The sequence below is a fragment of the Curtobacterium sp. MCLR17_032 genome, assembly GCF_003234795.2.
Taxonomy (GTDB): Bacteria; Actinomycetota; Actinomycetes; order Actinomycetales; family Microbacteriaceae; genus Curtobacterium.
Genome location: NZ_CP126268.1, coordinates 1694529 through 1707829 on the forward strand (window position 1 = coordinate 1694529; position 13301 = coordinate 1707829).

Genomic DNA, 13301 nt, shown 5'->3' on the forward strand with positions numbered 1-13301 from the left:
GCTCCCGCGCTCATGACGGCGTCCCTCCGGGCAACGTGCGGGCGACGACCTCGCCGCCGGTCAGGACGTCGATGTCCAGGCGCGCTCGTCCTGGTTCGGACCAGTGCCACGACGGCCGGTCGCGGTGCGACCACCCCTCCAGCAGCTCACCCGATGCGAAGCGGACGGCGATGCGGGCGCCGGTGACGGTGCCGCGTTCCACCACCTTCGTGTGGAGGGCGAGGAGCGGCAGGAGCGAGGGCGGGTCGCCGGGCTCCATGAAGGTGTGCGTGCCGTCGGTCTCGGTCAGCGAGAAGGCGGTCTCGAACCGGAGGGTCGCCCCGCTCGAGAAACGGACGGTGACGGCGGTGTCGATCGCGATGGCGTCGACCGTGTCGCCGGCGACGTGCAGTTGGACGGTGGCCGACGTGGTGTTCGTCACGGTCCTCTCCGTCACTGGCGTCTCGCTGCGCGGGAACACGAGCTGATCGACACGCGGCAGTTCAGTCGGCATCGCGTCGGTGAACCACGGGAGCTCGACCATCTGCATCCTGCCGTCGTGCACCCAGATGAGCAACTCGCCGCCGACTGCCTCGGCGTCGGTCCGGTAACTGGGGGTTTCCGGCAGCGGTCCGTCGGGGAGGTCGACGCGGGGTGCCTCGTCGCGTTCGAGCGTGAGCGCCCACGCGCGCGGCCCGGATGGCGTGACGTCGACCAGTGCGTCGAGCTGGGTGAGGAGCGCCGGCGCCTCGTCGATCCGAGCGTTCTGGAGGCACGCGCGGACGAGTGCGCGGATCTGCTGACCGTCACGTTCCTCCTGTGCGCGGCGTTGCTCGTCCTGTGCACGGCGCTGCTGGGCGGCGGTCTCCTCGTCGCGGCTCCCGATGCCCGGTACGGCAACGCCGGGTCCGAGGAACAGTTCGAACTCCCAGGAGGTCCCGATCACCGAACGATCCAGGGTCACCGTGACCGTCGTGCTGTCGAAGAAGTCGATGCGGATCACTGCCTGCGAGGCGTCCGTCGTGGTGCTGTCGATCGGGGAGCCGAAGAACTCGCCGTCGATCATCTGGTGGTTGTCCCGGACGAAGCGCCGCATGTCGTCGTCGGTGATCCACAGACCGGCGCCGCTGCTGTCGCGCAGCTTCTGCTCCCACTCGAGGACATCGAGGTCCGAGTGGGGCAGCGCGACCATGTCCAGGTCGGTGACGAGCCAGCGCAGTGGGGGGATCATCATGCCGTTGACGACGTTGCGGAACGTCAGGACGCCCGTCGGTTGCGAACCGATGAAGCGGTGGTAGCTGACGAATTCCGGCTCCGGCCGCCTGATGGCCGGACGGCCTGATCTCCTGCGGGAGGTCATTCGTCGAACAACTCAGCAGAGGACGGGACGGGGACGTAGCGCGCTTCCTCGAGCGCTGGGTTGTAGGGACCGATACCCGCGTGCATGAGCAGGAAGTCCTCGATGAGCATGGGTGATCGCGTGGTCTTCAGCGGGATGGTCGCTGCTTCCTCGGCGGTGGCGAAACGCGTCCTCGATCCATCGAAGTTCGTGATGCGCACACCCCCGGTCTCGGGGAAGCCCCAGGTGCGGGCCGGCAGGAAGCGCCGACGGTCCGCCGGCGCATTCGTCACGATCTCCCACATCCCAGGGCTGAACCGCGCGTCGAACGTCAAACTGGCGACGAGCGGGTCGTGCTGGAGCGCGCGGAGAGCCTCTGCAGCTCTGACTGGAACATCGACCGGATGGTCGAAGACGACGACGAAGAGAACGTGTCGACCGGCGTCCACGACCTGCCCGACGTAGGCCGTACCGTCGCTCAGCGGGACACAGAACACATCACCTTCCGTGACGTCGAAGATCGTGCGCTTCGGGCTCATCAGGACCAGCTCTCGCTTCCACGCCGGGTGAAGGGCGCCCCATCGGTTCCGGCGCCGAACCACTTCCGGAAAGTCGCATCCACCTGTACCCGGGCCGGGTCAACAAAGACCGTCCACTCGGAGCTGTCGACGGCGTCGATCCGAACGAGCGGATCGCGCACAGCCGAGGCGTCTGCTTCGGACCCGAAGCCGATGAACTCCCCGTCGATGTCCTTGAAGCCCCAGAGGAAGAGGTTGGCCTTGTTCACCGGAAGCGTGTACTCGATCATCGACTTTCCCTCTTCCCTCGTTGATGTTCGCGGTGTGTTCACGAGCCGAAGATGCTGTCGACGGGGATGGCGAACACATCACCGGCGTGAACCGGTTCGATCTCGGCCAACCGAGCGCTCATGAAGGGCCTTCCGTCAGGTGTCGTGTGGGCGGCGGGACATGGCCGCAGCCGGTGTCCCTTCCCCGAAGATCGAAGTGAACCGGTCTTGCACTCCGACTCGATCCAGGTCGAGGATCACCGTCCACCACGCTCCGTCCACCACATCGATGACGATGACGGCTTTGTCGAGCTGACCCACATCTGCTTCCTCGAAGCCGATGAACTCGCCCTCGATGAACTGGACCGTGGCCGCAACGAGACGAGTGAACGTGGCGTGGTCGAGCACCGGATTCGGAAGACTTCGCGTGCCGGACACTCGTTCGAGTTCGCGAATCTCCAACCCAGAACCAGGGGAGACGTTGACGAATATGTCCTCGGCTGTCCAGTACAGCTCGGGCAGACGCAGAGATCCGAAGATGTCGTCGAGTTCGACATCCGCGTCTTCGTTCTGGATCAAGTCAAGAGTGAAGAGGCGCAGCATCGGTGACCTTTCTGCTCAAGGGGAGACAGGGCGATCCTGCTGTGACAGCTGGTGTCTGTTCGTTGCATGGGTCACGTGCGGGTAGGCGGCGATGCGCGATCGGAATCAGGAGCCGAACAGCTCGGCTGATGTCGGCGTCTTCGTGTAACGGATCTCGTCGAACACCGGGTACCAGGGGTCGAGGCCTGCGTGAGCCCGCAGGGCCCTCTCGAGAAGCATCGGACTCCGATGAATCTCGGGAGGTACGGTCTCGATCTCTGCCGGCGAGGCTGATCAGCTGGTCGTCCCGGTGAAGTTGGAGACTCGTGCTCCTCCGGGTTCTGGAGATCCGTAGCAGAACGCTGGCAGGAAGCGATCCGGCTCCGGAGTTGTCTGCCCGATGATCTTCCAGTCGCCGTGGTCGAAGCGGGCATCGAACGTGGGCGCAGCGAAGAGCGGATCGACCGTGAAGTTCCAGGGTGCGTCCCCTCTGCTGTGCAATGGAAGGGTTTGGTCGTACACGAGGACGTAGAGGCTGGCGTTTCGTTCTGCGACCACCGTGCCTGGGTAGCCCCGGCTGCTGTCCACGGGAATGAGGAACACGTCGCCGGCATTCGCGAGATTTCCCGGTTCCGTCATGTCCAATGCGGGCCTCCTCCTGCAAGTCGGTCACGTTGCTCGCGCATGTGGTGTCCCCTGCTTGCCAACCAGCCATTTGTGTCATGCGCCGAAGAGTTCCGCGGAAGTCGGCGTTTTCTTGTATCGGATGCCGTCGAAAGCTGGAAGCCACGGTTCCGATCCAGCGTGCGCACGAACGGCCATCTCGAGCAGTAGCGGAGAACGAGTGATCATGTGCGGGACGGTTGCTGACTCTTCCGGCGTCGCGAGGCGTTCTCGAGTGCCACTGAAATCTGTGACGCGCACCCCTCCGGTCTCCACGAGGCCGTGCGTGAAGGCCGGAAGGAAGCGTTCACGGTCTGGCTCAGCGTGGCCGATCACTTGCCATGCTCCTTCGTCGAATCTCCCATCGAAGGTCTGGATGGCGAACAACGGTTCAGTATCGAGCTGCCATGAGCGACTGTCGCTAAGTGCATCGATCTGCACGACCTGGTCGGACACGATCATGTAGAGGCTGACGCCGCGTTCCGCGATCACCTGTCCCAGATGCGCCGATGAGTCGCTGATCGGGATCATGAAGACATCGCCTGCTGTGGCATGCGGCGCCTTGCTCGTACTCAATAGGGGTCCTCCGCTGCTGTCGAGTGACACCACGATACGGCTTTCGGGTCGTCAGTCGAACAGTTCTGCATGGTGGTGCCGGCCTTGGAACGGTATGCCGAACACGTCTCCCGGCCGCGCGTCGTACGACTGTTTCCTGCTGCTCAAGCTGCGTCGCCTCATCCGGGCCACTTCGGTAATCATCGGGCGGGGGAAGTGCGTCCGGCCGGGGGCAGGAAACCAGTGATGAAGAGCACGCCAACGATCTGACGAGCAGTCGCGCCCAGGGCTGCGGTCACCAATGAGTCCTGCAGCCAGATCGAGCCCAGCAGAACGTCCATGGATCCAGCATCAGAAAGGTCCTTCGTGAACTGTTCCAGTCCGACCACCACGACGCCCTTCTCACGTGCCAGGTTGTACTTCGTCCAAAGCGTCCTCGCGATGCTGGAGGCCTCGGTCTCGCCGAGGCGGAGGAGCCGGTCGTCGGGCAGCGCTTCGATCGCGGACAGGGCGCGGCCTGCTGCCGGGAGTGTCGACGCCCGAAGGAGCCCGCGGAGGTCCCCGACCGAGATTGTCCTCGCCGTCCGGGATCGATCGAGGTAGGTCACAGCGAGCACCTCGTGTTCGTGCTCGTCGAGCACGAGCGACACCACCTCCTCGCCGGACTCCACCTGGCAGAAGAGGACCGGAGCGCTACCCAGGCTGCCAAGCGGCTCGATCAGCTCGCGGAGGTTCGGTTCGCGCGCCAGGTACTTGGAGCGCACCATGGTGACGAACTCCGCTGCGCTGAAGCGGTTGGCGAGGACCTTCTCGTCCTTCTGAGCACGAGCCATCACCGACTCCACCTCCGGGGGAACCGGTACGGTGGAGTGCGCGAGGATCCGGTCGAGGTCCCGAACGGTCAACATTCCCATCAGCCGCCGTACCTCTCAACTTTCGCATCGCGGACCGCTCCGCGGATGAGAAGTTCCGATTCGTTCTCGTTCTGGATCAAGTTCAGTGTGAAGACGCGCGGCGCGCCCGGACCGGGAAGCGTGTCAACGACCAAAGAGTTCGGCTGATTTGGGATGATTCGTGTACTTGAGCGCGTCATAATCTGAGCTCCAAGGCATGATGCCCGCGTGTGCGAGCACTGCTTTCTCCAAGCATATCGGGGCGCGAGATTGCCGATGGGGGACCATAGCTGCCTCTTCCGGCGTTGCGTCACGCTGAACCTGATCCCAGAAATCGGTGATCTTGACCCCGTTCGTCTCTGTAGACCCGTAGGAGAATGCCGGCAGATACCGATCAAGATCAGGATTCACGTTTCCGATGGTTCTCCACATACCAGGACGGAAGCGGCCGTCGAACGTCGATGTTGCAAACAGTGGATCCCCCTCTGGGGTGTTCGCGAAGTGAAGCTCGGCCTCAACGGGGACTTGCTCGTCGAAGACGAGCACGTACAGCGCGCCCGCCTTTGAAGTCAAGACTTGTCCCACGTACGCTCGACCGTCTCCGAGTGGAATTATGAAGATGTCTCCCGACCTGACCTGGTCGACTACGTTCTTCGTGTTCATCTAGGTTCGCCTCCAGCTTCGGTCAGTGTCGATGGGTATGGCGAAGATGTCTCCGTCGTGGACTGGTGTGATCTCAGTTGTCGGGGACAATTGGACCGCCTCCTGCTGCGTTGTAACGGCGCTCGCTCATCTGACGCCGCTCCTTCAGGGGTCGTGTGGCCGGCGGGACATGGCCGCCGCCGGTGTCCCTTCCCCGAAGATCGAAGTGAACCGGTCTTGCACTCCGACTCGATCCAGGTCGAGGATCACCGTCCACCATGCTCCGTCCACGACATCGATGACGATGACGGCTTTGTCGAGCTGACCCACATCTGCTTCCTCGAAGCCGATGAATTCGCCCTCGATGAACTGCACTGTGGCTGCGACGAGACGAGTGAAGGTGGCGGGGTCGAGAACCGGACTGGGGAGACCGGCTGTGCTCGAGACCTGTTCGAGTTCAGTAATTTCCAATCCGGAACCGGGGGAGACATTGACGAATATATCCTCTGCTGTCCAGTAAAGCTCGGGCAGGTACAGAGACTTCAGAATGTCGTCGAGTTCGACATCCACGTCTTCATTTTGAATCAAGTCAAGAGTGAAAAGGCGCAGCATACGGAAGCCTCGATCAGGTGCTCGGCCCTTCGGGTGACACATCGCCGCGGAGTAGATCAGAGCCGTGCGTCTCGAAGTCTTCGGGAAGCTCAGCGAGTTCCTCTGGCCACTCTTGCAAGAGACGTTTGATGTCCTTGACGATCCACATGGGAACAGTGAGGTTGCGCTCCGCGATGAGCCCCGCTGCGATGCTCAGACCGATAGGGGCTTCGTTGCATTCAACGAGATCGCGCGCATCTTCCAGTGCTTGAATTCCGAGCCGCTCTTCGAGGCCGCTAATGATGTGGAGTGCCTGATTTCGGTAATTGCCAAGTTCGTTCATTGTGGGTTTTTCGGTGTGTTGGTAGGGAATCCGGAAATGATCTCATCGTTTCTGATGACTACTCGAATCGCGACGCCGTCCCGCATGCCGTTCGCGATGAAGGTCGTCCCGGCTTTACCCTGCCGCACCCACTCGAGATTTGGGTCGGTCGCGACGTCAGAAATATCGTGGATGATTCTGCCATCGCTCCAAGAAGCAGGGAATTCCGACTTGCCGGGGAATCCGGTGCCGTGCCGATGCCCGCCACCGAATGACCCGTCCCCACGAACCTCGCCATCGAGGATGTGCTTGCGTCGAACAGCTGAAACCAGGTCCGTGACGTATTGACCATTCGGTGGTGACGGGGTGTCATCTCCGAGCTTTTCAATCGCATGCGGCAGATGCACCTTGTTGAGCACCCCGCCGGTCGCCGCAGACGTCGCCGCCCCCTCCGCAGCGTTCCGCAGCAGGCTGCCCGGCGTGACCGGCTGCCCACTGACGACGGTGTTCGCGACGTTCTCGACGGCACCCTCGACCGCGTTGCCGACGAAGTGCTTCCCGATCGCCGCACCGAAGCCGCCGCCGACGGCACCGAACGCTCCGCTGACCGCGACCTGCCCCCAGTTGACCTCGCCGGTGGTGGCCTTCTGGATGATGGTGTCCGCGCCGGCGCTGATGAGCATCATGCCGACCGGGCCGCCGACGCCGGTGGCCATGAGGAGTCCACCGCCGACGACCATCGCGCCACCGGCGACGTACTCCCAGTTGTCCTTGAACCATTCGCCCGTGGCCGCTGCGGCCCGGGCCAGGGGACCCTGCTCGCTGGCAGCGTAGGCCTCGAGTTCGGCGTCGGTGATCGGCGCGAGCCCGAGCGGGTCGAGCGCGTGCAGCGGGTCGTTGCCGGCGAACGAGTACGGGTTGCCACCCCAGGCGGCTCCGGCGGGCGGAGCGAGCGGGTCGACGGAGACGAACCCGCGGGTGGTCGGGTCGTAGGCGCGGGCGCCCATCCACTCGAGTCCGGCGACCTGCAGGGTGCCGTCGGCACCCAGACCGACGGCTGCGGGCAGGGACGCGCCTCCGACGTCGGCGAGGACCTGCCACGGGTCCGCTTCCGAGGCCGCACGGGCGCTGCGCCAGCCGGCGGTCGTCCAGGCGTCACCGACTCCGGTGATGCCACCGGGAGCACGGAGGACCGGGGCGTCGCCGACCGCGAGGAGCGTCGGCGTGGCCGCCGCGGTGTCCCACGTGATCGAGACACCGTCGACCTCGGCGAGTTCACCGAGGGCATCGACCGTCAGGTTGATCGTCTCCGAGCCGTCGGGTCCCTGCTTCCGTGTGGCGGCGAGCCACCCGCGGGCGTCCCAGAGTGAGTCGGTGGTGCTGCCGTCGCTCCGGAGTTCGCGCGTTCGCTGGCCGCGCCCGTCGTACTCGTAGGTGACGGACTCGTCACCGTCCTCGACCCGGAGGAGCTGACCTGCCGCGTCGTGGTGGAACCGGCGGACTCGATCATCGGTGCGTTCCTCGACGAGCCGTCCGGCTGCGTCGTAGACCCAGTCGGACCGGTGGTCAGGTCCCACCGCTGACACGAGTTCGGCGGAGACCAGCTGTGCCCCGTCGTCGTGGCCGTACCCGGTCCGTCCGGTGGGGCCGTCCACCGACAGGATCCGCCCGTCGGGATCACGCTCGATGCGGGTCACGTCGGACCCGTCGGCGTCGGTCGTCGTGTGCTCGACGAGCTGGCCGTCCGCGTAGCGCCAGGACTGCAGCCGGTCACCGGCCCGGAGGCCCGTCAGACGTCCGGCAGGGTCGTGGTCGTACCGGACCTCGCCGAAGGCAGTGTGCTCGAGACGGCTGACACGTCCGACGGCGTCGCGGTCGTACCGGGTGACCGTGCCGTCGGGGGAGTACACAGCGGTGCGGAGGCCGTCGGCGTCGTGACTCCACCGGGTCTCACGGGAGTCGGTGCTGCGACGGACGAGCTGTCCGAGCCGGCTGTACTCCAGCGTGTGGGCCACCGGATCCCCGCCACGGGTGTGGTCCGTGATCGTGACCGTGCGGGAGCGCGGGTCGCGGTCGATGCGGGCGAGCAGTGCGTCATCCGCGTACTGGGCGACCTCGAGCCCGGCGGCGTCGTGCTCCCATCGCAGGACCCTGCCGTCGGGATCGGTCTGGGTCAGCTGGCGTCCGGCCGCGTCGTACGTCGCGGTGGTCGTTCGTCCCAGTGGGTCGGTCGACGTCGCCACCTTGTCCAGCTGCGTGTACGTCCGCACCGTCACACCGCCGAGTGGGTCGGTGGTGCGGACGAGGCGCCCACGTTCGTCGTACTCGTAGCGGGTCACCCCACCGAGTCCGTTCACCGCGGCGGTCAACTGGCCGGCGGCGTCGTACCGGAACGACCGCTGTCCGAACCGGGAGTCCCGTGCCGAGACGACTCGACCGACCCGGTCGTACCGGTACTCCGCGGTGCCGACACCCGGCACCTGGGAGCGTACGACACGGCCGACGGCGTCGTACTCGGTCCGCGCGACGGTCCCGTCGGGCATCGTCCGCGCGGTGATCCGCGAATCGGCGTCGTACGTCAGCGTGGTGCGGGCGCCGGCCGGGTCGACGGCGGCAACGGGACGACCACAGCGGTCGTACTCGTAGCGGCTGGTCCGCCCGGCGGGCGTGGTCACCGCGACGACACGACCGGCCCGGTCGCGCTCGATGACCGTGAGGCCACCGTCGGCGTCGACGAGTTCCACCGGGCGCCCAGCGGCGTCGTAGGTGGTCAGTTCCGCGGAGGTGTCGGCGTGTTCGACCGACAGCGGCCGACCGAGTTCGTCCGTGCGGACGGTGACGTCCTCGAACGCGTTCCGCACGACCGCGATGCCGTCGACACGTGCGCGCTCGGTGTCGGTCCGGACGCCGGTGGGGTCGACGGTGGCGCTGACCTGCCCGGTCGCGTCGTACTCGCGGGTCCAGCTGCCGCCGGACGGGTCGACCACGGTGCCGAGACGGGAGAGCGCGTCGTGGACGAAGCGCCACTCGGCCCCGTCCGGCAGGGTCGCCGTCGTCACGTTGCCGAGCGCGTCGAAGTCCTTCGTGACGACCCGACCGAGCGGGTCCGTCGTCGCGACGACCTGGCCGTGCGGTCCGTACCTCAGCTCGGTCCGCGCACCGGTGGGATCGACCGTCGCGGTGACCCGGCCGCCCGGACCGTGTTCGTACCGCCACACGCCGCCGTCGGGCTCCTCGCGGGAGGTCAACAGCCCGGTGGCGTCGTACCGGTAGCGCGTGCGGTGGCCGAGGGGTGTCCGGGCTTCGACGACACGACCGGCGTCGTCGCGTTCGAGTCGTGCGACCGCGCCGTCGGCGTCCTCGATGCCGACGACGTCGCCGAACCGGTCGTGGTGGAAGGTGACGGTCACCCCGGTCGGATCGGTGCACCGGACGAGCGTGCCGCCGCGCCACTCGAGCTCGGTCCGACCGCCGACGGGGTCGACGACGATCGACGGGTTGCGGTCCGATGCGTCGGCGTACTCGTACTCGACGACGCCACCGGCCGCCGTGACGACCGTCGTGACGCGGTCCTGCTCGTCGTGGCCGTACGTCAGGTCGGCGCCCTCCGGCGTCACGGTGCGGACGCGTCGGCCATGGTCGTCGTACCCGTGGACGGTCGTCTGGCCGTCGCGCTCGGTGACCGACACCAGGTTGCCGTGCGGGTCGTACGACATCGACTGACGGCGGCCGTCGGCGTCGACGATGCCGACGACGCGGCCCTTCCGGTCCGAGATCCAGGTGTTCGTGGCGGTTCCGTCGGTGTCCGACACCGAGGTCACCCGGCCCTGCAGGTACGCGAACCGGACGGTGCGTCCGAACGGGGTGCGCTGCTCGACCACACGGCCCTGCGCGTCGTACATGTTGACGCACTCGACGACGCCGGAGGCCGCGGTCACCTGGTCGACCAGGCCTGCGTCGTCCCACCGGTAGCGTCGCGTGCCGACCGCGTCCTGCGCGGCGACGAGGCGGCGGGCGTCGTCGTACCGGTACTCGACACGGCGGCCGTCCGACGCCGAGACGGAGGCGACGCGGTCGTCCTGGTACTCGACGTGGACCGCGCGGCCGAGTTCGTGCTCGAGCCGGGTGATCCGGTCGTCGGCGCCGCGGACGACCGAGACGCCGGTGCCCGGCCCCCGGTCGGTGCCGAGCCAGAGCCCGGCCGGCGTGAACGTCCATCGACCGCCGGCGTTGTCGGCGACGACGAGCACGGCGTCCTCACGGCGGAGCCAGAGGTCCTCGCCGACCCCGCGTCCCCAGCCGTCGCCGTCCCGGGGGAAGTCGACCTGGCGTCCGTCCTCGAGCACGATCGACGCGACCTCGTCGCCGAGCTCCAACCGGACGTCGAGCACCGACGACCAGCCGATGCCGAACCACCCGACCCGGGTGTCGAGCGAGTTGTACATCCGCGAGACGTGCAGCGCTGCCGCGGCCCCACCGAAGCGCAGGTCCGTCTCCGGCTCGAGGAAGTTGCCCGTCGCGGTGTTCACCGGGTCGTCGGCGAAGCCGTTCGTCGGCGGGGTCCCCATCGCCGAGAACGGGCCGATGGTCAGGTCGTCGCGGGTGGCGTCGATGCCGGCCGCCGCCAGGGCCGCCGAGATCGAGGCGTCCGACAGTGTGGCGGGTCCGGTGCCACCGCCCGCGGCCTCGAACTGCGCCGCGACGGTGCCCGCCCAGGCCGCGTCCTGACCGTTCGCGGTCAGCCAGTCGTTCACGGCGGTCACGAGCGACTGCGCGTTCAGCGTGCCCCAGCACGGGTTGCAGCCGGACTCGTAGTCGGTCAGGGCATTTCGGAAGGTCGAGACCGCGCCGGCGAGTGACTCGTCGCACGACCGGATGCCGGACTGGAACGACCGGAGGTCTGCGGGCACCGCCGACGACGTGCCGCCTCCTCCGCCACCCCCACCGGCCGGGATGGTCCGGCCGCTCACGGTCACGGCGTCGGCCTGGCGGTGCGGCTCGGGCTCCGGCTCCGGTGGCTTCGGGTCGTCATCGGCGCCGAACCAGGTCCCGACCTCGTGGGTCGCGGCGACGAAGAGGTTGTCCTCGCGCTCCTTCTTGCGCGCCGCCCAGGCCTTCGCCTTCGCCCGCCGGTCGTCCTCCTGCTTCGCGGCCTCACGCAGCTGCTCGACGAAGCCGGACAGGCTCTGCAGAGCGCCGACGAGCTCGGACGCCCCTCGGGAGGCGACGTCCGCGTTGTCCGCGAAGACCTGGGAGAAGTACCCCCGGAACTCCCGGCTCGCGGTCGTGACGTACGACGCCCGTGACCCCGATTGGCCGCTGATCGCGTTCGCGAGCCCCGTCGCAGCGGACTTCAGTCCGTCGGCGTCTCCGTATGAGTACCCCGTCGGGTCGTTGCCGTGGATCTTCCCCATGTCGTCCCGTTCCCCTCGTCGGTTGACGGGCCCATCCTGTCACGTGCACCGCTCGTTCCGCCGGAACGCTCAGCAGACGGCGGGAACGACGGACGGGAGGCGCGTCACCGCTGAGCGGGCCGCGCCCGTCCGGAACGAGGCAGCTACGCGACCGCGGCCGTGACCTGCCGCTGCACCCGGCCGAGCATGCCGACCATGCCGCGGATCCGCAGCGGACTGACCGCCTCGGACAGCCCGATCGTGAGCGGGTAGTCGGCCGGCACGGCGAGCACCTGCTCGGCGGTCAGACCGGAGAGGCCCTGCGCCAGGATCGAGGCGAACCCGCGGGTGGTGGGCGACTCGCGCGGCGCGGTGGCGTGCATCCGGACGACGTCGGGGGCGTCGCCGTCCTCGCCGACCGTGACGGTGATGAAGACCGGGGACTGGCACTCCTCGACACGTTCGAGTTCGTCCTCGTGGCCCTGCAGACGCGGCGGCAGGGCCGGCAGCTCGTCGGAGAACTCGAGCAGGAGCTGCAGGCGGTCGTTCAACGAGAGCGCGAGGAAGTCGTCGCGGATCTCGGCGAGGGGCTGGGGGAGTGCTGCGTCCGTCATCGAGAGGGCAGCGTACCCGGCTCCGAGCCCTGCACGATCGGGACGCGGACGGCGCTGCCCCACTCGGTCCACGAGCCGTCGTAGTTGCGGACGTTGTCGTAGCCGAGCAGGTGCTGCAGGACGAACCAGGTGTGGCTCGAGCGCTCACCGATGCGGCAGTAGGCGATGACCTCGTCCGCGTCGCCGATGCCGGCACCGTCGCGGTAGACGGCGTCGAGCTCGTCGCGGGACTTGAACGTGCCGTCCGCGGCGGCGGCGGTCGCCCAGGGGATGTTCACGGCGGTGGGGATGTGGCCGCCGCGGAGAGCGCCTTCCTCCGGGTAGTCCGGCGCGGTGGTGCGGGAGCCGTCGTACTCGGGGGCGCTGCGGACGTCGATGAGCGGCTTGCCGAGGTGCGCGAGGACGTCGTCCTTGAAGGCACGGACCGGCTCGTCGTGGCGCTCCACGACCGGGTACTCCACCGGCGCGACGGTCGTCCGGTCGGTCGTCATCGCGCGGCCCTCGGCGATCCACTTCGCCCGGCCGCCGTCGAGCAGGCGGACGTCCTCGTGCCCGAAGAGCGTGAAGACCCAGAGGGCGTAGGCGGCCCACCAGTTGTTCTTGTCGCCGTGGATGACCACGGTGGTGTCGCGGCCGATGCCCTTGCCGCCGACCAGGCGGGCGAACGCCTCGCCGTCGATGTAGTCGCGCTGCACCGGGTCGTTGAGGTCGGTGTGCCAGTCGATCTTCACCGAGCCCGGGATGTGTCCGGTCTCGTAGAGCAGCACGTCCTCGTCGGACTCCACCACGACGAGCTCCGGCGATCCGGCTCCGGCGTCGAGTTGCTCCTGCAGCCACTCGGTGGACACCAGGCGCTCGGGGTGCGCGTAGGAGCGGAACTTCTCGGACGGGTCGACCGGTGCGGTCATCGGGGGTACCTCCTGGGGATCGGTGGCGTGCGG

Annotated in this window: 13 protein-coding genes; all 13 read right to left on the reverse strand. The window is 67.4% G+C overall.

What is annotated here, in order from left to right; translation table 11 throughout:
- Positions 1-10: 10 nt before the first annotated feature.
- Positions 11-1339 carry a DUF6188 family protein gene (locus tag DEI97_RS07950; RefSeq protein ID WP_111073299.1) on the reverse strand — a complete coding sequence of 443 codons (1329 nt, stop codon included), beginning with the start codon at positions 1337-1339 and terminating at the stop codon, positions 11-13.
- Positions 1336-1857 carry a hypothetical protein gene (locus DEI97_RS07955; protein ID WP_111073300.1) on the reverse strand — a complete coding sequence of 174 codons (522 nt, stop codon included), beginning with the start codon at positions 1855-1857 and terminating at the stop codon, positions 1336-1338. The genes DEI97_RS07950 and DEI97_RS07955 overlap by 4 nt, the downstream gene beginning before the upstream one ends.
- Positions 1857-2126: a hypothetical protein gene (locus DEI97_RS07960; protein ID WP_111073301.1), complete on the reverse strand. Its 270-nt coding sequence runs from the start codon at positions 2124-2126 to the stop codon at positions 1857-1859. The genes DEI97_RS07955 and DEI97_RS07960 overlap by 1 nt, the downstream gene beginning before the upstream one ends.
- A 135-nt stretch (positions 2127-2261) precedes the next feature.
- Entirely contained in the window at positions 2262-2708 is a 447-nt protein-coding gene (locus tag DEI97_RS07965) for a hypothetical protein (protein WP_111073302.1), read from the reverse strand.
- A gap of 273 nt (positions 2709-2981) precedes the next feature.
- Entirely contained in the window at positions 2982-3332 is a 351-nt protein-coding gene (locus tag DEI97_RS07970) for a hypothetical protein (RefSeq protein ID WP_146248032.1), read from the reverse strand.
- A gap of 75 nt (positions 3333-3407) precedes the next feature.
- On the reverse strand, positions 3408-3881 hold the full coding sequence (locus tag DEI97_RS07975) for a hypothetical protein (protein WP_111073304.1): 474 nt from the start codon (positions 3879-3881) through the stop codon (positions 3408-3410).
- A 224-nt stretch (positions 3882-4105) separates the two neighbouring features.
- Positions 4106-4750 (reverse strand): hypothetical protein, encoded by a 645-nt coding sequence (locus DEI97_RS07980; RefSeq protein WP_284158343.1) that lies wholly within the window; start codon positions 4748-4750, stop codon positions 4106-4108.
- A 192-nt stretch (positions 4751-4942) separates the two neighbouring features.
- Entirely contained in the window at positions 4943-5461 is a 519-nt protein-coding gene (locus DEI97_RS07985; protein WP_111073306.1) for an Imm26 family immunity protein, read from the reverse strand.
- A 144-nt stretch (positions 5462-5605) separates the two neighbouring features.
- Positions 5606-6052: a hypothetical protein gene (locus tag DEI97_RS07990; protein ID WP_111073307.1), complete on the reverse strand. Its 447-nt coding sequence runs from the start codon at positions 6050-6052 to the stop codon at positions 5606-5608.
- Between the two features lie 13 nt (positions 6053-6065).
- Positions 6066-6374, reverse strand: coding sequence for a hypothetical protein (locus tag DEI97_RS07995; RefSeq protein ID WP_146248034.1), 309 nt, complete (start codon positions 6372-6374; stop codon positions 6066-6068).
- Positions 6371-11767 (reverse strand): DUF6531 domain-containing protein, encoded by a 5397-nt coding sequence (locus DEI97_RS08000; protein WP_111073308.1) that lies wholly within the window; start codon positions 11765-11767, stop codon positions 6371-6373. The genes DEI97_RS07995 and DEI97_RS08000 overlap by 4 nt, the downstream gene beginning before the upstream one ends.
- A 143-nt stretch (positions 11768-11910) precedes the next feature.
- Positions 11911-12360, reverse strand: a complete 450-nt coding sequence (locus DEI97_RS08005; protein ID WP_111073309.1) for a SufE family protein — start codon at positions 12358-12360, stop codon at positions 11911-11913.
- Positions 12357-13268, reverse strand: coding sequence for a sulfurtransferase (locus DEI97_RS08010; protein ID WP_111073310.1), 912 nt, complete (start codon positions 13266-13268; stop codon positions 12357-12359). The genes DEI97_RS08005 and DEI97_RS08010 overlap by 4 nt, the downstream gene beginning before the upstream one ends.
- Positions 13269-13301 lie beyond the last annotated feature (33 nt).

Excerpts from the sequence above, each read along its gene's own strand:
- DEI97_RS07950 (WP_111073299.1), bottom strand. The coding sequence starts at position 1,339 with ATGACCTCCCGCAGGAGATCAGGCCGTCCGGCCATCAGGCGGCCGGAG.
- DEI97_RS07955 (WP_111073300.1), bottom strand. The coding sequence starts at position 1,857 with ATGAGCCCGAAGCGCACGATCTTCGACGTCACGGAAGGTGATGTGTTC.
- DEI97_RS07960 (WP_111073301.1), bottom strand. The coding sequence starts at position 2,126 with ATGATCGAGTACACGCTTCCGGTGAACAAGGCCAACCTCTTCCTCTGG.
- DEI97_RS07965 (WP_111073302.1), bottom strand. The coding sequence starts at position 2,708 with ATGCTGCGCCTCTTCACTCTTGACTTGATCCAGAACGAAGACGCGGAT.
- DEI97_RS07975 (WP_111073304.1), bottom strand. The coding sequence starts at position 3,881 with ATGATCCCGATCAGCGACTCATCGGCGCATCTGGGACAGGTGATCGCG.
- DEI97_RS07985 (WP_111073306.1), bottom strand. The coding sequence starts at position 5,461 with ATGAACACGAAGAACGTAGTCGACCAGGTCAGGTCGGGAGACATCTTC.
- DEI97_RS07990 (WP_111073307.1), bottom strand. The coding sequence starts at position 6,052 with ATGCTGCGCCTTTTCACTCTTGACTTGATTCAAAATGAAGACGTGGAT.
- DEI97_RS07995 (WP_146248034.1), bottom strand. The coding sequence starts at position 6,374 with ATGAACGAACTTGGCAATTACCGAAATCAGGCACTCCACATCATTAGC.
- DEI97_RS08000 (WP_111073308.1), bottom strand. The coding sequence starts at position 11,767 with ATGGGGAAGATCCACGGCAACGACCCGACGGGGTACTCATACGGAGAC.
- DEI97_RS08005 (WP_111073309.1), bottom strand. The coding sequence starts at position 12,360 with ATGACGGACGCAGCACTCCCCCAGCCCCTCGCCGAGATCCGCGACGAC.
- DEI97_RS08010 (WP_111073310.1), bottom strand. The coding sequence starts at position 13,268 with ATGACCGCACCGGTCGACCCGTCCGAGAAGTTCCGCTCCTACGCGCAC.